Source organism: Ekhidna sp. (assembly GCF_965212185.1).
Lineage (GTDB): Bacteria > Bacteroidota > Bacteroidia > Cytophagales > Cyclobacteriaceae > Ekhidna.
The window spans coordinates 190,352-211,538 of record NZ_OZ243102.1; the positions used below are offsets into that span (position 1 = coordinate 190,352).

General features: G+C 38.3%; 24 protein-coding genes. 7 read left to right on the top strand and 17 right to left on the bottom strand.

The features are described 5' to 3' along the window. Positions 1–22: 22 nt before the first annotated feature. The 5 genes from ACOMC3_RS00765 to ACOMC3_RS00785 form a co-directional block, all read right to left on the bottom strand. Positions 23–682: a phosphatidylserine decarboxylase family protein gene (locus ACOMC3_RS00765; RefSeq protein WP_420317610.1), complete on the bottom strand. Its 660-nt coding sequence runs from the start codon at positions 680–682 to the stop codon at positions 23–25. An 87-nt stretch (positions 683–769) separates the two neighbouring features. Then, a complete protein-coding gene (locus tag ACOMC3_RS00770) occupies positions 770–2,044 on the bottom strand; it encodes a Glu/Leu/Phe/Val family dehydrogenase (RefSeq protein ID WP_420317611.1) in 1,275 nt (424 codons plus the stop codon). A 64-nt stretch (positions 2,045–2,108) separates the two neighbouring features. Continuing rightward, positions 2,109–2,927, bottom strand: a complete 819-nt coding sequence (locus ACOMC3_RS00775; RefSeq protein WP_420317612.1) for a phosphatidate cytidylyltransferase — start codon at positions 2,925–2,927, stop codon at positions 2,109–2,111. Further along, positions 2,920–3,126 (bottom strand): hypothetical protein, encoded by a 207-nt coding sequence (locus ACOMC3_RS00780; protein WP_420317613.1) that lies wholly within the window; start codon positions 3,124–3,126, stop codon positions 2,920–2,922. Before ACOMC3_RS00780 ends, ACOMC3_RS00775 begins: the two co-directional genes overlap by 8 nt. Beyond that, the gene (locus ACOMC3_RS00785) at positions 3,119–3,988 is read right to left on the bottom strand and encodes a CPBP family intramembrane glutamic endopeptidase (RefSeq protein ID WP_420317614.1); all 870 of its coding nucleotides are present in this window, start codon (positions 3,986–3,988) and stop codon (positions 3,119–3,121) included. The genes ACOMC3_RS00780 and ACOMC3_RS00785 overlap by 8 nt, the downstream gene beginning before the upstream one ends. A 35-nt stretch (positions 3,989–4,023) precedes the next feature. Between ACOMC3_RS00785 and dusB the strand changes: the two genes are divergently transcribed. Further along, positions 4,024–5,016 (top strand): tRNA dihydrouridine synthase DusB, encoded by a 993-nt coding sequence (gene dusB / locus ACOMC3_RS00790; RefSeq protein ID WP_420317615.1) that lies wholly within the window; start codon positions 4,024–4,026, stop codon positions 5,014–5,016. A gap of 38 nt (positions 5,017–5,054) precedes the next feature. Further along, on the top strand, positions 5,055–5,945 hold the full coding sequence (locus ACOMC3_RS00795; protein WP_420317616.1) for a DMT family transporter: 891 nt from the start codon (positions 5,055–5,057) through the stop codon (positions 5,943–5,945). Here the strand turns inward: ACOMC3_RS00795 and ACOMC3_RS00800 are convergent. The 5 genes from ACOMC3_RS00800 to ACOMC3_RS00820 form a co-directional block, all read right to left on the bottom strand. Then, a complete protein-coding gene (locus ACOMC3_RS00800) occupies positions 5,933–7,354 on the bottom strand; it encodes an SLC13 family permease (RefSeq protein ID WP_420317617.1) in 1,422 nt (473 codons plus the stop codon). The genes ACOMC3_RS00795 and ACOMC3_RS00800 overlap by 13 nt on opposite strands. 9 nt (positions 7,355–7,363) lie before the next feature. After that, on the bottom strand, positions 7,364–8,299 hold the full coding sequence (locus ACOMC3_RS00805) for a hypothetical protein (protein ID WP_420317618.1): 936 nt from the start codon (positions 8,297–8,299) through the stop codon (positions 7,364–7,366). A gap of 60 nt (positions 8,300–8,359) precedes the next feature. Beyond that, positions 8,360–8,605 (bottom strand): hypothetical protein, encoded by a 246-nt coding sequence (locus ACOMC3_RS00810; RefSeq protein WP_420317619.1) that lies wholly within the window; start codon positions 8,603–8,605, stop codon positions 8,360–8,362. A gap of 209 nt (positions 8,606–8,814) precedes the next feature. Beyond that, positions 8,815–9,972 carry a homogentisate 1,2-dioxygenase gene (locus tag ACOMC3_RS00815; RefSeq protein ID WP_420317620.1) on the bottom strand — a complete coding sequence of 386 codons (1,158 nt, stop codon included), beginning with the start codon at positions 9,970–9,972 and terminating at the stop codon, positions 8,815–8,817. Between the two features lies 1 nt (position 9,973). Then, complete coding sequence (locus ACOMC3_RS00820) at positions 9,974–11,605, bottom strand: S41 family peptidase (RefSeq protein WP_420317621.1); 1,632 nt, start codon at positions 11,603–11,605, stop codon at positions 9,974–9,976. Between the two features lie 98 nt (positions 11,606–11,703). Between ACOMC3_RS00820 and ACOMC3_RS00825 the strand changes: the two genes are divergently transcribed. From ACOMC3_RS00825 to ACOMC3_RS00845, 5 genes are all read left to right on the top strand, one after another. Further along, positions 11,704–12,417, top strand: a complete 714-nt coding sequence (locus ACOMC3_RS00825; protein ID WP_420317622.1) for an iron-sulfur cluster repair di-iron protein — start codon at positions 11,704–11,706, stop codon at positions 12,415–12,417. After that, a complete protein-coding gene (gene ruvX / locus ACOMC3_RS00830; RefSeq protein ID WP_420317623.1) occupies positions 12,417–12,830 on the top strand; it encodes a Holliday junction resolvase RuvX in 414 nt (137 codons plus the stop codon). The genes ACOMC3_RS00825 and ruvX overlap by 1 nt, the downstream gene beginning before the upstream one ends. After that, complete coding sequence (gene def / locus ACOMC3_RS00835) at positions 12,827–13,375, top strand: peptide deformylase (protein ID WP_420317624.1); 549 nt, start codon at positions 12,827–12,829, stop codon at positions 13,373–13,375. Before ruvX ends, def begins: the two co-directional genes overlap by 4 nt. A gap of 145 nt (positions 13,376–13,520) precedes the next feature. Beyond that, positions 13,521–14,309: an amidohydrolase gene (locus tag ACOMC3_RS00840; RefSeq protein WP_420317625.1), complete on the top strand. Its 789-nt coding sequence runs from the start codon at positions 13,521–13,523 to the stop codon at positions 14,307–14,309. 67 nt (positions 14,310–14,376) lie between these two features. Then, positions 14,377–14,901, top strand: coding sequence for a hypothetical protein (locus ACOMC3_RS00845; RefSeq protein WP_420317626.1), 525 nt, complete (start codon positions 14,377–14,379; stop codon positions 14,899–14,901). On the opposite strand, the gene ACOMC3_RS00850 is transcribed toward ACOMC3_RS00845, so the two are convergent. The 7 genes from ACOMC3_RS00850 to ACOMC3_RS00880 all read right to left on the bottom strand — a co-directional run bounded on the left by ACOMC3_RS00850 (position 14,895) and on the right by ACOMC3_RS00880 (position 21,175). Then, positions 14,895–17,291: a leucine-rich repeat domain-containing protein gene (locus tag ACOMC3_RS00850; RefSeq protein ID WP_420317627.1), complete on the bottom strand. Its 2,397-nt coding sequence runs from the start codon at positions 17,289–17,291 to the stop codon at positions 14,895–14,897. The genes ACOMC3_RS00845 and ACOMC3_RS00850 overlap by 7 nt on opposite strands. A 2-nt stretch (positions 17,292–17,293) precedes the next feature. Further along, complete coding sequence (locus tag ACOMC3_RS00855) at positions 17,294–18,130, bottom strand: hypothetical protein (RefSeq protein ID WP_420317628.1); 837 nt, start codon at positions 18,128–18,130, stop codon at positions 17,294–17,296. Next, positions 18,127–18,666 carry a hypothetical protein gene (locus ACOMC3_RS00860; RefSeq protein WP_420319331.1) on the bottom strand — a complete coding sequence of 180 codons (540 nt, stop codon included), beginning with the start codon at positions 18,664–18,666 and terminating at the stop codon, positions 18,127–18,129. The genes ACOMC3_RS00855 and ACOMC3_RS00860 overlap by 4 nt, the downstream gene beginning before the upstream one ends. Positions 18,667–18,712: 46 nt before the next feature. Then, positions 18,713–19,207, bottom strand: a complete 495-nt coding sequence (locus ACOMC3_RS00865; protein WP_420317629.1) for a nucleoid-structuring protein H-NS — start codon at positions 19,205–19,207, stop codon at positions 18,713–18,715. Between the two features lie 311 nt (positions 19,208–19,518). Then, entirely contained in the window at positions 19,519–20,034 is a 516-nt protein-coding gene (locus tag ACOMC3_RS00870) for an REP-associated tyrosine transposase (RefSeq protein WP_420317630.1), read from the bottom strand. Positions 20,035–20,169: 135 nt separating this feature from the next. Further along, positions 20,170–20,619, bottom strand: a complete 450-nt coding sequence (locus tag ACOMC3_RS00875) for an ExbD/TolR family protein (RefSeq protein ID WP_420317631.1) — start codon at positions 20,617–20,619, stop codon at positions 20,170–20,172. Position 20,620: 1 nt separating this feature from the next. Continuing rightward, positions 20,621–21,175: an ExbD/TolR family protein gene (locus ACOMC3_RS00880; RefSeq protein ID WP_420317632.1), complete on the bottom strand. Its 555-nt coding sequence runs from the start codon at positions 21,173–21,175 to the stop codon at positions 20,621–20,623. Between the last annotated feature and the right edge of the window lie 12 nt (positions 21,176–21,187).

Sequence of the window (21,187 nt, forward strand, 5' to 3'; positions counted from 1 at the left end):
TAACCTGTCTAAAGTCTTCTTTCTAATGACTCAGTAAAGCCACCTCAGTCTCGCCACCCTTTGTTAAATCCCCAATCTTGACTTTGATTTCAGCATCGAGTGGGAGGAAGAGATCTACACGGCTACCAAAGCGAATGAAGCCAACAGAGGTACCCTGTTCCACTGCATCTCCTACTTTCGGGTAGAAGGCTATTCTGCGTGCCACTGCCCCTGCAATTTGACGCATTAAGAGATTTACCCCAGATTCTGTTTTAAAGCCTACTGAGGTACGTTCATTGTCTGTACTCGATTTCGGATGCCAGGCTACTAAGAACTTGCCTGGATGATATTGGAAGAAGTCTATTTTTCCTTTAACCGGACTTCTGTTTACGTGAACATTCAATGGGGACATGAAGATAGAAACCTGAATGCGATCATCCTTATGATATTCTCCTTCATATACTCGTTCGATAACTACTACTTTTCCTTCCGCCGGAGCATAAACAACTCCTTCTTTTGGTGGTGTAATCACCTTCGGGTCTCTAAAGAATCGAATGACAAGGATCATAAAGATGATTGCTGCAATCCCCAAGATCAATTGGATGATGAATATTGGAATCAACCAATAAAGCAATGCATACAGGCCTCCTGTTAGCACTGCCATCAAAGGGATCATTTTTATGCCTTCCTTGTGTAGTCTCATTCGTTTTGACACCCTAAGTATCCCCTCAATGGGATATTCCCTCTTTTGAAAGGGGTTAGGGGATGTTTTTTATTTTTTCAAATAAATTTAGAAACCGCCTCGATATTTGTAAGTCTTAGCCACCTTATCTATAGCTACAATGTATGCAGCAATACGCATGCTTACATTATAGTCCTGAGAAGTTTTATATACTTTATCGAAAGCTGTTTTCATGATTCGGTCTGAACGCCTGCTTACACGCTCTCTGGTCCAACCATAACCCAACCGATTCTGTACCCATTCGAAATACGAGACAGTTACACCACCAGCGTTGGCCAAGATGTCAGGCACAGCTAATATGCCTTTTTCATTCAGAATAGCGTCTGCTCTAGCTGAGGTTGGACCATTTGCTCCCTCGACGATCATTTTAGCTTTGATCTTGTCTGCATTCTTTTGAGTGATTACATCCTCAATAGCAGCAGGAACTAATACATCTACTTCAAGTAGAAGCAATTCTTCAGGATCAATTTTTTCTGCACCAGAAAAACCTTCTAGGCTGCCATTATTGGCGTTTCGGTATTCCATTGCTTTTTTGATATTGATTCCCTCAGCATTGTGATATGCACCGGATAAATCACTAATTGCAACAATGTTGACTCCTCTTTCTTCCAGAAGTTGAGCCGCCCATGATCCTACATTACCGAAACCTTGAATGGCACAAGTTGCTTTGAATGGATTGATTTTTTGTTTTTCCATCGCTGCGAGCGCAGAAATCATCACACCCCGACCAGTAGCTTCTTCTCTTCCTAATGATCCACCAAGTACAAGCGGTTTACCTGTCACCACTGAGTTTACAGTCATTCCTTGATTTCTTGAATACTGGTCCATCATCCATGCCATTTCACGAGGGCCGGTACCCATATCGGGAGCGGGAATATCTCTGTCTTTTCCAAAGACGTCATGCATTGCTTGAGTGAATGCACGTGTTAAGCGCTCAACCTCTCCGGCAGACATTTCACGAGGATTACATTTGATTCCACCTTTTGCCCCACCGTATGGGATGTCTACCACAGCACATTTCCACGTCATCCATGCAGCTAATGCTTTCACCTCATCGATATTCACATCCATATCGTATCTCACACCACCTTTTGATGGTCCAAGAATGGTCGAGTGAATTACACGATATCCTTCAAATACTTTGATTGAACCATTATCCATTGTTACTGGAAGTGATACAATCACCTGCTTAGCAGGTGTTTTCAAAACATCATATATCTCTTGTTCCAAACCAAGATGTTCTGCGGCGATTTGGAAGCGAGACATCATCGATTCAAACGGATTGTCTCTGTCTTTAATTGGTGCGGGTTCTATATATCCCATAGGAATAGAATAAAATGGGGTTGTTGTTAATTCAGCGCAAAACTAAAGGGAATTCCGATTCTCTTTAGAATAATTTTAAGAAAACTACAACGAATGGTACAGCTATTAAAAAACTGTCAAATCGATCTAAAAATCCACCATGTCCAGGAATGATGGTTCCGGAATCTTTTATCTGAATGGAGCGCTTAAAATGCGACTCAACAAGATCGCCATAAGTTCCTGCAATCACTACAATAATGGATACGCTGATCCATTCTATGGAATTTAAACCTTCGAAATAGAAACCGATTACTATGGCAGTCAATGCTGCTGTAATGGCTCCTCCAATACTGCCCTCCCAGGATTTGTTTGGTGAGATCCGTTCAAACAACTTTCTTCTGCCGAACAAGATGCCAGAAAAGTATGCCCCAACATCATTAGCCCATGTAAGAAATAGTAATCCTAAAATGATTTCATATGAGTATTCTCCACTGTAGAATACGAGAATGTTTATCAAAGCAAATGGAACTGCTACATAAAGAATGCCCAGATAAAATAGCGCAATATTGATGAATGGGTGGACGTCACTTTTTTTGTAGAGCTTTATGAGAAAGACAAATGATGCCAATGGGAACAAAGCCATGTAATATTTGGGAGGCAGTAAATCCGCCTCAATCAAGAAAGTAAAAACGAATAAAAGTCCTCCAATCCCTACACCCAAAAGTCGTATTGGGACAAAACTCTGTAGCCTCATTAATCGGTAAAATTCCCACATGGTCATACAGGAAATGAACAGAAAAACTGCGAAAAAACCCCATTCGCTCCACAGCAAAGAGAGGATAATTATCATTCCGCCGATGACAGCTGAAAACAAACGAGGTGCGAGATCCGGATATTTACTCAAACTTTATTTCTTCTTTAATGATCTTAATTGCCCGGATCACATGATCAGGGGACACAAATATTTCAAAATTTCCAAAACCATGCTGTGAAACTTGCTTGTTGATTTTAACAGGAGACATGCCTTTGTCTTCTAAAACAGCTAAAACAATATCAGCTCGGTGCTCCTGATTATCGGAATATACCGTTTGCCAATCACGCATGGTTAAATTTTTTGTAGAATGTTCTCATTAGGAAAAAGCAGATAACTCCAAAGATGAGAACTGCTGGCCAGGGTGCGGACTCTTCCATTTTTTCAGGACTTACCTCAATTACCTCCATTTGAGCCAGGTATAGAGCAATAAGAGCAAACCCATTATTGATCAGATGACCAATCATGGCTATACTCAACTTACCACTCCAATGATAAAGATATCCGAAAAGGACGCCAAGGAGCATACGTGGCATTACTCCAAAAAACTGCATGTGGATTGTAGCGAAAATGAAACCGGTAACCCAAATGGCTATATGATGATTTGAGAATGCTCGAACAAACATGTTTTGAATCAAACCTCTGAAAAGTAATTCCTCACCTATTGCAGGTATTATTGCAACAACTACCAATGCGAGAATAAAGTGGGTTGGTGAAGTAAAATTGGTTAAATGTTCAGTAAGAACTTTAAGTTGCTTTTCTGATCTTTCAGCCCACTCTGCAAAATCAGAATTACCAAAGTCCAGACTCATATTCCATTCACCAATGGCGCTATTTACCACCATAAAGCTGATGGAAATTAGAACGGTTAGTCCTACTGCAGACCATGAGACTTTTGGGAAAAACTCTAAGAATGGTATTTTGAGTGCAATGGCAATGAAAATTGCCGGAACACCAATAAATAGAATTGTTGATGCTACACCCTGAACAGCTAGTAGAAATGTAGGATTTATATCTAAAATCATAGAAGTATCCACCTCACCATCATTTCCTAACATCATGACAATAGAAATGTAGGCAGTCAGCCCCAATCCAAAGGCCCATGCGCGTGCTCTTTGTTTATCTTCTTCGTTATTTCTTAGAATGTCCTGCATATGGCTAACTTTGCCGACAAATATAACCGTTCACAATGGTTAAAATCAGTGACATAGAAATTGGAGAGTTTCCATTGCTTCTTGCACCAATGGAAGACGTTAGCGATCCACCATTCCGTGCTGTTTGTAAGCAAAATGGAGCGGATTTGATGTATACAGAATTTATTTCTTCTGAAGGCCTGATACGGCATGCAGAAAAAAGTGTGCAGAAATTAGATATCTACGATTATGAGCGTCCAATAGGGATTCAAATTTTTGGAGATAAGATTGAGTCTATGCGTGAAGCAGCTTCTATTGCCGAGGAAGCCAATCCAGAAATCATTGATATAAACTATGGTTGCCCTGTTAAGAAAGTAGCCTGCAAAGGTGCCGGAGCAGGAATCTTGCTTGACTTACCGAAGATGCAGGAAATGACAGCAGAGATCGTTAAACGCGTAAATAAGCCTGTTACAGTTAAAACTCGTTTAGGATGGGATGAATCAACCATTAAGATCAAAGAAGTGGCACATAGGCTACAGGATGTAGGAATCCATGCTCTTAGTATTCATGGACGGACCAGAAAGCAGATGTACAAAGGGGAAGCCGACTGGGAACCTATCGCTGAAGTAAAAAATGATCCTGGAATTCATATCCCAATTTTTGGAAACGGAGATATTGATTCGCCAGAAAAAGCTCTGGTGTATAAAAACAAATATGGAGTAGATGGAATCATGATTGGACGTGCAGCAATCGGATATCCATGGATTTTCAATGAGATCAAACATTTCATGAAGACCGGTGAGAAACTAGACCCACCTACATTGGAAGAACGGGTAAAAGTTGCTGTTGAGCACCTAGATTTTTCAATGGATTGGAAAGGAGAGCGACAAGGGCTCTTTGAAATGAGAAGACATTATACCAATTATTTCAGAGGGATTAGAAATTTCAAACCTACTCGAACCATACTGGTTGAATCAGAATCATATCAGGAAGTGAAGGAGACATTATTGCAAATTCCAGAACTTTTTGAAGAGGTTGTTGCTTATTAAAAGGCCACTAAAATTCATCTTTAACCTTCCCATAAAACATGCAAAAATCATCGCTATTAGCCTGGGTGCTTTTATTTGTCTTAGCATTCATATGGGGAAGTTCATTTATACTTATTAAAAAAGGTTTGATCGGTCTCACCCCGGAAGAGGTTGGATCCTTGAGGATTGTTGCGGCTTCAATATTTCTTCTTCCTTCTGCAATCAAGCGGTTTAAGTATGTAGAAAAGAAGAGAATAGTGTACCTGATTTCTGTAGGTTTCCTTGGAAGTTTGATACCAGCATTTTTATTTGCTATTGCTCAGACTCAGATTGCTAGTGCAGTAACTGGAGTTCTTAATGGTCTTGTGCCGATTTTCACAATTCTGATTGCTTTGTTTGTCTTTAGACAAAAACAAACAAGGGCAGTTTATGCCGGAGTTATAGTAGGATTCATCGGTACAGCGATACTGATATCAGCAGGGGAAGGTAACTCTTTAAATGGCATAAATGCATATGCATTTTTAATTGTGCTAGCTACCATTTGCTACGCTTCTAACCTGAATTTAATTAAGCAAAGACTCAATGATTTGCATGCGGTTACTGTGACAAGTGTTTCATTGATTTTGGTAGGTCCTGTTGCTGCTACTTATCTTTTTGGATTTACTAACTTTTTTCAAAAGCTTATGAATGGGGCTCCTGAAATTGGTATATCTACATTTTATATCAGCCTTCTTGGAGTATTTGGAACAGCTATAGCACTTATTATTTTCAATAAGGTTTTGCAGATGAAAGATGCTTTGTTTGCATCCTCTGTCACTTATATCATTCCCATTTTTGCAGTAATGTGGGGGGTACTTGATGGGGAGAAGCTTTATTTAATGCACTACGTAGGGATGGTGGCTGTAGGAATTGGTGTCTACATTGCCAATAAGAATCGTTATAAAAAGTAAGGTAATACCCAATAGACTAGAGCGCTAATTAGGATACTAGAAACAATATTTAGCCAGACTCCAGATCGTACCATATCCATCATTTTAAGCTCCCCTGAACTAAAAACTATTGCATTCGGACCGGTAGCAATAGGTAGCATAAATGCACACGAAGCTGCCATTGTTGCTGGAATCATCAGTAAAAACGGATGTATTCCAATTGCTTCAGCCAATGAAGCGAGCACCGGTAACATAATTGAGGCAGTTGCTACATTCGAGGTAACTTCGGTAAGAAAATTAACGGATAAGGCGATGATCAAAATGATCACAAACAAAGGAAGTTCGGCTACACCAGTTAACTGAAGCCCTAGCCATTCGGCAAGCTGTGAGCTTTGAAAAGCAGCAGCTATTGATAATCCGCCACCAAACAAAATGATTACTCCCCATGGCAATCTTTCTGCTTCTTCCCAGGTAAGTAAGGGCTTGCCATTTTTTTCTTTGGATGGAATAATAAACATGGTAAGCGCTGCAGCAATCGCTATTACTGTGTCATTTATACCCGGGATAATTCCATTTAAAACAAATGAACGAGTGATCCACAAAATGGCAGTGGTCACAAAAACAATCCCAATCACTTTTTCCTCGTGGCTCATTTTTCCCAATGCCTTCTTTTCTTTGAGAATCATCTCCCTGCCAATGGTAATGTTTACTTTATGAAGCGGAAACACCAGCCTAGTCAGAACTATCCAACAAATGAATAGCATGACCAACGAAAATGGCAGTGCAAAAGCCATCCAGGTAGCAAAGCTAAATTCCTGATTGTATAGCTTGTTTGCAATTGAAACAAATATTGGATTAGTAGGGGTACCAACAAGTGTTGCAACGCCTCCAATAGACGCTGAGAATGCAATACCCAAAAGCAGAGATTTAAAAAACATTTTCCCGGATTTACCGGTTAGTTCTTTCATTTCCGTAATAAGTGCTGTCCCTATAGTTACCATCATCAGCGTGGTAGCGGTGTTAGAAATCCACATGGATAATAGTCCGGTAGCCAACATAAAACCTAAGACGATCAGCCGTGCATTAGTTCCGATTGCAGAGATAATTTCAATCGCAATTCGTCGATGTAGATTCCATCGTTGCATAGCAATGGCAATGATAAAACCACCTACAAACAAATAGAGCATTTTGTCTCCATAGGCAGCAGTGGTCTGGGCTATTGGAGCACCACCTGTTAGTGGTAATAAAACAATCGGTAAAAGTGCAGTCGCAGAGATTGGTAATGCTTCTGATAGCCACCAACTTGCGATCCAAAGTGTGCTAGCCAGAACAGCATTAGCCTCTGGGTTAAGCCCATCAAAAGGCTGACCTAAGAAAACGATACAAAATAAAATGGGCCCTGTTAAGAGCCCAATTCTTTTTCTAATCATGGATTAAGATCAGAATGATTCTTCTTGTAATTTCTCAAAATCAAATTCATTTAAGAAATTTTTAGCTTGATCAAGATTCTGAAAATCATATTCCTTGACTTCTCCTTTATTCCCATGGATCTCAATTTTGACCACAGAAATTCTTGAATCATGTGCTAACGGGTCATCAATAAGCTTTCCAGTGGTGCGATCTTTGATTTTATGAGCCAACACCACGTTCTTTCTTTTAATCCTGTTGCAATAAGAACATTTAAATTCTTTAAGCAACTCTCCGTCTTCGGTTTCAGTTGCTTCTTTAATAATTTCTTCTTTTTGCAATCTAAGCGTTTGAAATCCACATCGATCACATTCGAGCGCACTTAGATGTCCTTTGTATTTTTCTATCTTGGTGTACCCTGTATCTTCATCAATCCACACATCATAGTCTACAGAGAAAACATTTTCTTCAGCCTGCATGCCTTCATCAAGGTATGCGTCTTCTTCATCTTCACTCAGTAATTTCATCTTATTTCCATTTTCAGGATTAATGCGAGGAGTGAAGCGAAGTTTTTTCAGTTTCTTTTCAAGAATACTTGGGTAGTAGAACTTTAAAATCAACTGTGCGATATATCCATAAAGGACACCAATACACATAGACACAAATAGTCGAATGAAAAACCATAGCGGATCCAGCTTCATGGTCTCATACTCGAGCGTGTTACAAAAAAGAAAAAGAGCTATTGCAATAAGTATATGCCCTGTAAGGAGCTTTTTAGACTCTTTTTCACTGGCCAGGTCATACCTTTCTTTATAGGTCTTTTTAGTAGCGAAGGAGATCTTAAAAAAGACATAATTAAGTATGCCTATTCCTAAAACAACAAACACTAGGATGTATACGATTTGCTGCCATTTGGCTAGAAAATCGAGGTAAAAATCATTATTCATACGGATGATTTGTTTTGACAAAAATAAAACGATTTAAAAAACCGCCATAGTTTCTTAAAAACACTACGAAAATAATGTTCCCTAATTGTTTACGGAATTATGTTTTTTATCAGCGGTATCCGCTAAAAGAACTTGTAGGATAGAAGTTTTTTGTTTGTAAGGATTGATAGATTCTACTTCTTGTTCTTGAGTCACAGGAAGTAAAGACGCCCACTTAGAAAGTTCTTCATGTGCCAATGTTGAGACTCTTCTTTCTGCTTCCATTAAGAAAGCAAAAGTTCCAAGTAGCAGCAGTAACGTTATGAGTTTATTGAACTTGGGTTTCATGATTCATTAGTCTTAGTCCTTTTTTCTTAATGAGCGTCTATCACTTCATGCTTGAAAACCTAACCTTGTCTTAAAGATGTGTGTGACTATTAAAAAGTTGCACAACACTTTCAAATTTTACGAATTCAAGTGTTAATAATGGTACGTTTTAAAACCCGAATTGTGCAGGAATTACCTTGGGAAGTACAGAAGGTTACAAAGTGGACTTACTATTTCCAGCTCATTGGGTAATTCTCATCCACATATTCCATCCCTTCCTCTGTTACATAGATAGGACCAAAAGTGTCTAGCATCACCGCAAGTTCTTCAGTCTCTTTAGCTCCAATACTAGCCTCTACAGTGCCTGGATGTGGTCCGTGAGGCAGTCCGCCGGGATGGAGTGTAAATGAACCTCTGTCTATTCCTTTTCGACTCATGAAGTTGCCTTCTACATAATACAGCACTTCGTCAGAATCAATATTTGAATGATTATATGGAGCTGGAATTGCTTGTGGATGGTAATCAAATAATCGGGGAACGAAAGAACAAATCACATAACCGTAAGCCTGAAATGTTTGATGGACGGGTGGTGGTTGATGTATTCTACCCGTAATTGGTTCAAAATCATGGATAGAAAGTGCATATGGGAATAAATAACCATCCCAACCCACTAGATCGAAAGGTGAATGTTTGTAATGGTAATCATGTAGCATGTCATCATGCTTGATTTTCACCAGATAATCTCCCTCTTCTTTTTCTGTGACCATCTCTTTAGGAGGGCGGATATCACGTTCGCAATACGGAGAATGCTCCAGAAGTTGCCCTAACTCATTTCTATATCTTTTTACTGTCTCTACAGGGTTAGTGGATTCTATTATGAGCAATTTCAAAGGACCTTCATCCCATTCCAATCGATAAATTGTGGTGCGGGGAATGACTACATAATCGCCTTGCTTGACTCGAAGTTTACCAAATTGGGAATAGAGATAACCATTCCCATCATGAATAAAAATCACTTCATCCGCCTGACCATTTTTATAGTAATAATCCATCTTACGAGATGTTGGATGGCAGATGGCCATGCTTACATCCTTATTTTTCAAAAGAATTTTTCTGGATTCAAGAAAATCATCTCCTGTTGTTTCTACTTTGGACGTATTTAGATGAGTTTGTTTTAAGGAATATTCTTTAGCTATTTCAGATTTCCATTTAATTGATTTTCCAACTTTTTCAACCCTTGTTGGAGGATTGATGTGATAGAGGTTGGAGTAAATTCCTGAAAATCCCCTTGAGGATACTAATTCTTCAGCATATAGACTTCCATCTGGTTGCCTGAACTGAATGTGTCTTTTGGGTGGTATTTCACCAAGTCTGTGATAGAATGTCATATTACCTCCTTACTATTTTATCCGCTTCGTCCATCATCTTGATGGCTTGCTGAAAAATCTCGTCTTGTTCATTGAAAATAGGATAGAATCCGTCATTATCCCAAATTCCTCTAGCAATATAAGCCTTAGTTAGTTGTTTCAACAACTTCTTAGATCGATTATATTCAGACTCATTGTATTTGACTTTATTTTCGTCAGCAACTGATACCAAATCATTGAGCATTGATTCTGAAATTTGGAAATCAGCTCTAAATTTTTCAAATCCCATCTCTTCAAGGGATGCTCTGTTTTCTTGTGCAAACCTGAGGGTGTATTCCTGAAGTGAATTTGTACTAAAGAGTCGGTTTAGGTATTTAGTATTGTAAGCTGTGTCTAAAGGAACAAAAATGTCTGGGGTGATGCCTCCCCCGCCATAAACGACTCTTCCCTTATCAGTTTTAAATTCGAGGGAATCATTCACTTTGATGCTATCTGAAGAGTATACCTCTCCATTCTGATAACGCTCATAGGCTTCTCTGTAATACTCATCCAGATTACCACCGGAATAGGTTTTTTGAATACTTCTGCCACTTGGAGTGTAATACCTTGAAATCGTGAGTCTCAACTCCGATCCGTCAATCAGATCTATTGGCATTTGCACCAATCCTTTCCCAAAGGATCTTCTTCCAACAATAAGTCCTCTATCATGATCTTGTACCGCTCCAGCAACAATCTCTGAAGCGGAGGCTGATCCTTCATCCACCATTATTACCAATGATCCTTCCTCAAAATCTCCAGGATCTCCTGAATAATGCATTTCTGAATATCGCTTTTCTTTACCGTCGGTATAGACGATCATTTGTCGATCTCCTAGTAGTTCATCAGCAATTTGAACTGCTCTATTAAGATAGCCACCAGGATTACCCGTTAGGTCGATGACCAGTTTTTTCATGCCCTGATCCTTCAGTTTTAATAACGCCTCTTTAAACTCCAGATAGGTTGAGTTTGCGAAACGAGCCACTTTAATGTATCCAATTTCATCATCTACCATATAGGATACATCCACAGAATATTGAGGAATTACATCTCTTTCAATTTGGTAGTCAATCAATTCATCTTCTCCATCACGTTTGATGCTAATGGTCACTTCTGAACCACCTGGCCCTCTTAAAAGCTCTACCACTTTTTGATTTGTCATTCCAACACCGGCCACACTTTCACCGTCTACTTTGACAATTTTATCGCCTGCGCGAATGCCTAACTTCTCTGATGGCCCACCACTTAAAGGAGATACCACGTGAATGGTGTCTTTAAAAATGTTAAACTCAATTCCGATACCTTCATAATTGCCATCAAGTCTTGATTGAATTAAATCCAAATCCTTGGCTGGGATGTAAGAAGTGTGAGGATCAAGATCTTCAAGCATGTTAGTGATCGCACTTTCAACGAGCTCTTCGCTATTCACTTCATCCACATAATCATTCTCTATATGAGTCAGGACCTGACGGAATTTATTTAGACTTTTGACAAAGCTGGAGGTAGGTGTTGAAGAAGTTCCTGCCATGTTGGCGCCAATGAAAACACCAACACAAAGTGTGATGGCAATATATAATGGAAGTCTTACTGCTCTTTTGGAATTATTATGTGTGCTCATAGTTATCTTAAAATTCAAAAATAAAGCTTATTTAAAAGGAAAGAACGCATTGAGCATCAAAGTGTTGACTTGAGTCGAATAAGGAGTTATTTTTGTATATGGTCTTCGAAAAAACTGTCGGGCAAATTGTAGATGAGAATTATGTGTATGCTCGAGCATTGCATTATCTCGGAGTGGACTTTTTTGAAGAGCCTAATAAGAAGTTAAAAGAGGTGTGTCTTGAACGGGGGCTTGATAGAAAGACAGTTATTAAAAGCTTTTATTCATTTGATTCATGTCATCGATTGAGTTTTTCTGAGATTGAAAAATACCCCATAGAGCTTCTAATAGCTTACCTCAAACACACACACCACATTTTTATTAAAGAGAAACTTCCTTACATCGTTCACTTAGTGAGGAAATGCAGACAAGAAGAAGGACTTAAAAACTTGCTTCCTGAATTTGTCGAAGATTTTATCAAACACATTTATGAAGAAGAAGACTCGACCTTCAAATACATCGAATTATTATGCAAAATTAAAAAAGGAGCTGTTTCTGCTTCTTTAGATCTGATGTGTGGATTCAAAGACTATTCTCTTAAAATTGAATTTGAAGAACATCAACACGAGGATGAATTTGGAGGTATTCGTGCTCTAGCTACTTCGATTAAACCGGTAGACTTACATGATCATATACTTCTTCATGAAATAAATGCCTTTGATCGGGAGATGATCTACCATGCAGAGATCGAAAACGAGATATTCTTTCCAAAAGCCATTGAATTAGAAGAGGCTGTAGGTAGAAAGATAAAAAATCTATCCACCCTTAATTAATGCCAAGGATACTGGCAATAGATTATGGAGCTAAGCGAACTGGCTTAGCCGTTACAGATCCATTGGGGATAATAGCTTCTCCTTTGGATGTAATCCCTAGTCATACTTTGGAAAATTTCTTAAAAGAGTACTTTAACAAAGAAGATGTCAGCTGCGTAATTATTGGTATGCCTAAAAACACAGATGGACGACCAACAAATGCGACACCATTGGTTCAGGCATTTATTAATCGATTCAAAAAGGTTTTCCCTGCAAGGGAATTAATTTTGCATGATGAGCGCTTTACTTCAAAAATGGCAATGGATGCCATGATTGCCGGAGGAATGAAGAAGAAGGACAGAAGGAATAAAGGCAATGTAGATAAAGTAAGCGCAACAATTATTTTGCAATCATATTTAGAAAGTAGTTCATGATTTTTCCAATTGTACTGTATGGCGATCCAGTCTTAAAGAAAAAGGCTAGTGAAGTTGAAGAAGGAGACGACTCTGTTAAAGATTTTGTAGATAGCATGTTTGAGACGATGTATACTGCTCAGGGTGTTGGTCTGGCTGCCCCTCAGGTGGGAGAATCTATTCGAATTTTTGTGGTAGACACAACGCCAATGGAGGAGGATGAAGAGAATGGATTAAAGCGAGCATTTATCAATCCCATAATGATAGAGGAAATTGGTGAAGAGTGGGCATTTGAAGAAGGCTGCTTAAGCATCCCAGGGGTTCGGGCGGATATAAATAGAAAGCCTCAAATAAAAATTGAATACTTTGATGAAAACTGGGAGCTTCATGAAGAGACCTTTGATGGGATGAAAGCCAGAGTAATTCAGCATGAGTATGATCATATAGAAGGGAAGTTATTTACTGATTATCTAACGCCCTTTAAAAAGCGACTGATCAAGGGGAAACTTGCGAACATCAGCAAAGGGAAAACAGACGCTGAGTATAGAGTGAAGGTGCCGAGGTAAGACCAAAGGTATCTCAAAAGTTCTTTTTTGTGTTTTAAGAGAACTCGAGAAATCTCCATCTTTAATATCTTCTTAATATTTTTATAGCTATTTCTCCTATCATCGAAATGACAACTTTTGAGATTTATATTAATTCATTCAAATCATGAAAGACCTAACAATCTCTTTGATTCAAGCCAATCTACATTGGGAGGAGGTAGACGCCAATCTTGCCATGTTTGAAGAGATGATCTGGTCCATTGATCATACCGATCTAATCGTACTGCCTGAGATGTTTACCACGGCATTTAGCATGAATCCGGAACGACTGGCTGAGCCACCAGGTGGCAAAACATTCAAATGGATGAGGCAGATGGCTACTCAGAGAAAAGTTGCGTTGACAGGTAGCTATATAACAAAAGTTCAAGGCAAGTATTACAACAGGTTATACTTTGTTTTTCCGGATGGTACGTCTGTTTTTTATGACAAGAAACACCTGTTTAATCTAGCGGATGAAGGTGATCATTATTCACCCGGATCGGAGCGTTTGATTTTGGAATATTTAGGATGGAGGATTCATCCTTTGATCTGTTATGATTTAAGATTTCCGGTTTGGGCAAGATCTCAAAGGAACTCAAATCAGTTGTTTGAGTACGACTTGTTGATTTATGTAGCCAATTGGCCAGATACGCGAGTCAATGCATGGGATACGCTACTCAAAGCACGTGCAATTGAAAATCAGTCTTACTGTGCAGGTGTCAATAGGATTGGAGAAGATGGAGTCTCAAAGAAATATAATGGTCACTCTGCCGCTTATAATGCCAAAGGAGAGGAATTAGCATTTTCTAATAATGAAGAAAAAATTATGACGGTTACTCTATCAGCTAATGAATTGACAGAATACCGGAAATCGTTTCCATTTCAGAAAGATTCAGATGATTTCGAGTTGAAATAAAAGGTCAAACATCCGACGATTGCATTGATTTATCAAACACTTTCATCTACTCTTAGTTTTAGTAGATGTGAAACATTTAATATCATTTATTTTCTTAGCTTTTTGCCTATCAGTTTCGGCACAAAATTTAGCGGACGTACGAGCAGAATTTCATTCTGTGGTTTTAAATCCTGATGATTCAAGAGATTTTCATAATTATTTGAAAGATTATGATAATCCGGATGCAACTATAAGAGCATATCAGGCTGTTTCTGAAGCTTTGCTTGCACAAGTGGTGTGGAACCCTTTCAATAAGCTGAAGCAGGTTATGATGTATGACAAGCAAATTGAGGAAGCAGTTGATAGTGACCCTACAAATATTGAGATTCGTTTCCTGCGTCTAGCGATAGAATATAATTTACCATCCTTCTTGGGAATGAGTACCCATATCAATGATGATACTCAGGTGATTATTCAGAATATGTCAAGCATGAGTTCTATGCAGCTTGATAAATCTTACAGTAAGTACATTTTCCATTTTCTATCCCAGGCTCAGTTATGTACCGATGAAGAAATTCATCTCATGCAGAGCAGACTTTCTATGAGTCAATAATAATTGATTTCACAATCAGGATTCATTTTCTGAAAATCATCAATGACATGTTGTCTCAGACGAGTATTGAAACAAACCAACCTTTTTAAGCTTTTCATTTCTGCTAGTCTTGACAGTTTCCACACTCGTGTATTGCTTACATCGAGACTTACGAGGTTATAAATCCCTTCAATTCCTTTTAAATTTTTAATACTTGTTCCTGCACAATTTAAATGCTTCAAGGACTTCATTCCTTCCAAATCTTTTAGATCATCAATGGCAGTGTTTTGAAAATTTAAATAATTTAAAGAAGTGAGCTTCGTAATCCCCTCTAATGACTGTAAAGGACCATTAGTACATGTGATAGATTCAATTGAAGTATGCTTGAATAATTCAGCGAGTGAATTCATTCTTACATTTTCTAAAATCACTTCTTTCAGATTGATAAAAACATCGAGAGGTTCAAGAGAGGTAATCGGTTGATTTTTAATTGAGATCTTGGAACTTTCAATTAGTCGATGAAGACTTTCGCTATCTGGATCTTTGAGTCCAAATGTTTGTTTCCAGGGAGCAGGCAATTGTAACCACCAGGTTTTTAATTCATTTGATTTAAAAAGTACTGTGACATTCTTATTCGCATTTATGAGCGAGGCAACTTCTTTTTCACCAATAGGTGTATCGTCAACATCCAAATACTGAAGGTCCTTAAGTGTATGAAGGTCTGAAAGATCTTTGACAAGACTTCCTTTTAAAATGAGCCTTCTAAGATTAGGATTCTTATCCAGTCCTGCACAGGATTCTACAGGTAAGTCTGCTCCATTAAGAACTTTGAGCTCCGGCATTTCATCGGTAAACCCGAATGTAGTAAAAAGATTTTGACTCACGTTTAGATAGCGTACTCTCTTAAATTTCCTCAAAGGAGTTGGCTCATATAGCTTTTTATTACTCAGATTTAAACTATCACTGTTAATAAGTTTCACGAGATCATCCTTATCTGGTGTGAGTGCGTTGATCCCACCGATTTGACCAAGTACGTGCTTCCAATTTGCCGACAATCCTGCCCACCACTCCAGTACTTTTTCGCTATTGGTAACGACCAATACATTTGGCCTTTCGCTCATAAATGAAGCAGCAGCATCTTCTGAGACATTCGTGTAATCAGCATATACCTTCCTGAGTGCTGGCAATTCTACTAAAGGGTTAAGTGTCGAGACTTCCGTAAGGTTTAGTGATACCTTTTTTAAAGTTGGATGTGATTCAAGGCCGTTCAGATTAGTAATTTTAGATTCTGATGCGTCCAACTCTTGTATCTTAGATAAGTCTTGAATAGGCAGCAATGAACCTACTTGAGATTGTGCAACAAAAACGCTTGTCAGATTTTTGTTTTGAGAGAGCAGCTTTAAATCAGAAAATTCAGTATCAGTTAAATTGATATACTCTAGGTTTTTGAGATTGCTTAACGCTTCGAATGAAAAGGCATAGGTTGCAGATACATTTAGATGAGTAAGTTCACTCAGCTTCCCAATCGCAGTAAGATCATCTACTCTGGTTTGTGAAATATCCAGAAACTTTAGCTTGTCAAAATATCGAAGTGCTTCAATGTTTTCAACAGATGAATTTCTAGCGATCAGTGTTTTGAGGCCCATCGAATACCTGAGAGGTTCAAGGTTATCAATCTTGGTATTTGAGATATCCAAAAAGCGCAATTCGCGAAGGGCCACTAAGGCTTCAATATCCTGTATGTAGGGATCCCCAGATAAGTTCAAGCTATCGATAGCAGCTATTTTTTCAAGTATAGGAAAAGAAATGCTATCAAATGGCACATATGATTCGAGCAAGTTTTTCCACCCAAAGGATAAATTGAACCACCAATTGCGGAGTTCTTCTTCCCGACTGACTTTTGTACTATAAACACTAGCAATTTTGAGATCTGCTTCAGCTTCATCCACATTGATTTCAAGAAATCTTTTTTGATTCTTTTTATAAGGGTTTCCTTCAATGGTCACCCCTTCAATACTACATTCAAGTGAAACCAGATAAAATGCAAGACCATTTGGTCGCTCAAGTTTTTGAATCTCATTCTCTTCAAAATCAAATTGAATGTCATTGAAGAAAAAGTTAACATCTCTCAAATATGCGGTTACATCCTTATTGGTAATGACTTTGCGATCATCCAGCAAGTCATCTTCAATTTGCACACGATCATCTTCAAAGATCTTTTTATAGCTCTGAGTGATTATGACTTCTTTATCTCTTGTGGAAGTTTTTTGTGAACCAACCGAATTGAGCATGTACTCATAAAAATTCACTAAGCTCCTGACCTCTTCAAAGTTGGTTGAATCGGAAGAGGATTGCGCAAGGGTTGTAAGTCCAACAAGGAAGGTTAGAATGTATGTGAATTGCTTAATCAATTTCAGTTTTTATTATAAATGTAGTTCTTCAATTGTTGTTTGTGTGAATCGCTTTGCAATTGCACCAAACTTGAAATAAGCCATCCGGAATTGTAGCCGGGACGGTTAAAATTGGCAAGGGAGAAATACCAGCCATCAATGGAAAAGAAATGAAATTTTACATTTTTGATCGTTTTGAATTTCATGTTTCCCTGATTCATTTCATATATGAATACTGTCAGAAAATCAGGTGAATAATTTCGTGCGGTAAACTGCTCAATGTGATTATTATCCTTAAAAGCTTTACGCATAGTCATAAAATCCAGTTCATGACTCAATGGATGCATAAATTTTTTAGTAGCAGATGTGTCCTTATCAAATAGATTTTGAAACTGATCAAAAGCAACGTCCTCAATGATCCATTCATATCCCTGACCTTGCTGTTGCAGTCTCATATATAATAAACCAGAAATATTTTTTCCTTTGTAAATAAACTCCGTGTTTACTTCCGCAAGCCAGTCATCATTATGAAAATCCAGAAACTCCGGATTCTTTTTATCTGTGATTTGTTTTAAGAATTCACTGGCTGTAGCAGCGTCAATTTGGCTAGTCTCTGAATCAAAAAGTGCTGGAAGGTATTTTTTGCGCAGCGAAGCTTCTCGATATTTCTTATCTGAGGAATAAAAGCGTTTGCCATTCTCATCTTCTTCACCGTTAAACCTTCTGAAAAATTGATTGATCTGCTTATTAGAAGCCGCTAATTGATTTTCTGTTTCTTTCATATCATCGGTAAGTCCGGATTGACTGACCGATGAATGAAAAAATATGGTTAAAAAGATAAGTCCTATTAGTAATCTCATGCAGATGTTTCTGTCACTCTGATGTCTCCTAACAACACATCCCAGAACTCAATGATTCTTCCGGCAATCTGAGTTTCTTTTTTCTTCACATAAATAGTGATGTCTTTCTTAGTTGTGTCCTTATAGTTGAGGCCATCATTGGACGTTCCTTCAAATCGCTGATAGATAGTAATAACGCCTACATATGTGCCATCAGGTTGTTGCTCTAAATCGCTTACATAGTGGATGTCATACCATTTGATGGTTACCTTATCGTAATTAAGTGCCATCAATCGATCAAAGTACTCACGAACTTTGTAGTAATTGATTTCTTCTCTTTCAAGCGAAGAAACTCCCATTTCACTATCCGGCGCGAAAAGTTCTTCTGCACGATCCATCACTCGTTGCGCTTCTGAAAATTGAGTTTCTTTATTACCAATGATGCTGATGTATTTGCTAAGGTCTTTCACTTTTTCAAGTGCCAGCGAGTCGATCGCTTGCTTTCTTCTCGGATCAACGTTGTTTTGAGAATACCCCACAAATACCGAAAGAATCATTAGGGATAAGATTATATATTTTATGTTATTCATGTCTGTTCTACTTTTATTTTCTAAGTACTAATTCTTTGATTTTGCCATTGGTGTCATAAACCACCTCTTCCACTTTAGCTTTATTGTTTTTGGTATCCTTTAGGTAGTTTAGATACTTGACTATAGTGGTTGGTTCATCGTAGCTTGGCTTGCTTCCATCTTTATATATCACGATTAGTACCGGTGCTTCTGAATTACTAAACATGGTTAGTGCTTCCTGGATGCTTGCATTTGCTGACGTGGTTTTTGATGCAGATGCAATGGCTGAGAAGTAATTGTTAAGTTTTGTTTCCTTAGATGGTTCTTTTACAACCACTCGTTCCACAGGCTCTTCGTCAGGTATTTCTTCTTCAGTCATCTCCTCTTCATCGATCTGAGTTTGGTCTTCCTGAGGGCTACTCATATCGGCCATTTTCTTTTGATTTTTACATGCGGAGAACCCTAAAACCATAGCTAGCAAGACCACTAGCGATAGAGGGAATTTTGCATATTTCTTTGTCGTTTTCATATGAATTTTTATCGTTTTCTAATTTGAATGTTTGTTCTTCTTAAATACTACCTCTTTAACTCAAATAGTGTTCCAAATGATATAGCACCCCCAAATCTATTTTCAGGAATGAAAATAATTCTCGATTTGGGAAAGGAGGTGTAGGAATGGGAGAGAGGTTATCTAATTTAAAAAAGACGGAGGGATTACTGGCGTGATCCCATTTTTCGCCTCTGTTGGTGTTGTCACCAACAGACCTACACTTTACCCAAGCAGCTAAGCAAGAACTTCAGGATTATCCATTACACTTTTAGCGTGATGATATGCAGGACTTATCCATTATGATGTCTCAGGAAATCAAAGGATGAGTCACCTTTCAAATAGAACTTTGCGGATGAATAATGATATTCATCCGGGTGTTGACACAATTCAGCTTTCACCGGATTATAGTGGATATATTCAAGCTTTTGTTGAAATACTTCCGGGCTGTATAATGGTACATTAAGAGGGTTTCTTTGCCAAATCTGATATTTTCTATCAGTGAGATTTACTTCTAATTCGGTCAGAAGTTCCTGATTGGATTCCTGTAGAAAGAACTTGATTTTCTGAGCTGTGAATTTTAGGAAATCTCGTTGAACATTTTTGAGCATGTGCCCGTCTCGTATTTGCCATATCAGATGAATATGATTGCTCATAATAACAAATCCATAGATAAATGCCCTGTGCTGATGGTGAAGAAAAGAAAGGCTATCGACAATGATCTGTTTGGTAGTATCAGACTGCAATACATGTTTCCAGTTATTAACAGTCGCAGTAAAGTACTGCGCATGGTCCTGGATTATTTCCATGCGTTGAATATAATACGTAAAGACTCATCGGTTTATTTATAGAGGCGTGTTTGTTGGTGACAACACCAACAAAGGCTGAGGGGGTGTGGGCATTTCAGAATGTAGAGTTCAACTACATCTAAAAGGGATTCTAAACTAACTCTCTTCTAATGTCCTGTAAAGAATTTTTCTTGCATTGTTTTTTCTCAGTTCACTTTGGATGTCTCCAATAATACCCATGTCAACCTCCTCATGCGCACGAAGTAGTATAATCATTTGATCACTATATGCTTCTCCTAAACTTGTTTTTTGCTCTTGCACCCAATTACCAAGTGCACTTAGTTCAAGCAATTTTCCGTCAGCTGATATTTTCGGAGCTAATCCCAACTTTTGGTTCTTAGGGAAACCAACATGTAACTCACGGATAAAAAACTTCTTTTCCACTTTCGTAATAGCTTCCGCCTTAGGAATGGTAACTTTTAATTTTTCATCTTGAGTCTTGATTGTTGCCGATACCATAAAAAAGAAGAGTAATAGGAATACTATGTCGGGCATGGAGGCTGTGGATATCTCTGTGTCTGCTTTTGATCTTTTTTTCAGTCTCATATTAGTTGATTTTATCAGGTTCTGCGATTGAAATATTCATAGGGAGCCCTTCTCGAGCTGTTAGATAAAGCTCATTTTGTAATGAATTCTTCTTATCAAGTGCTCTAAATTCTTCCGATGAAAGGCCAACTCGATCACCATACATGGTATAGTAAGCTTCTTTCACTTCATCCAATACATCTATGAAATTAGCATAAGATGTTCCCCTTTGAGTCTTGATTGAAATGATGGCTTTATCTGGCGACTCGGATAAAGATGGATTAGTGTTAGGGTTTAATACAAAATCTATGATTTCCTCTTTTAGATTATGAAGATCATCAACAACCTTCTCTTCAATAAGAAACTGGTTTGTTGAGTTAATTCTAATCTTGAAAAGATTTCTTTCATTTATTGGTGTTTCTGTAGGAGGGACATCAGGCGGTAGTTGCAACATGAGGCCTTTGTCCTGCATGAGTGTAGTTGCTACTAGAAAGAATATCAATAATAGGAATGCAATATCTGCCATTGATCCGGCAGACACTTTGGGTTCTGACTTAGGCTTCTTTAATCTGATCATTTTTTCTAATAC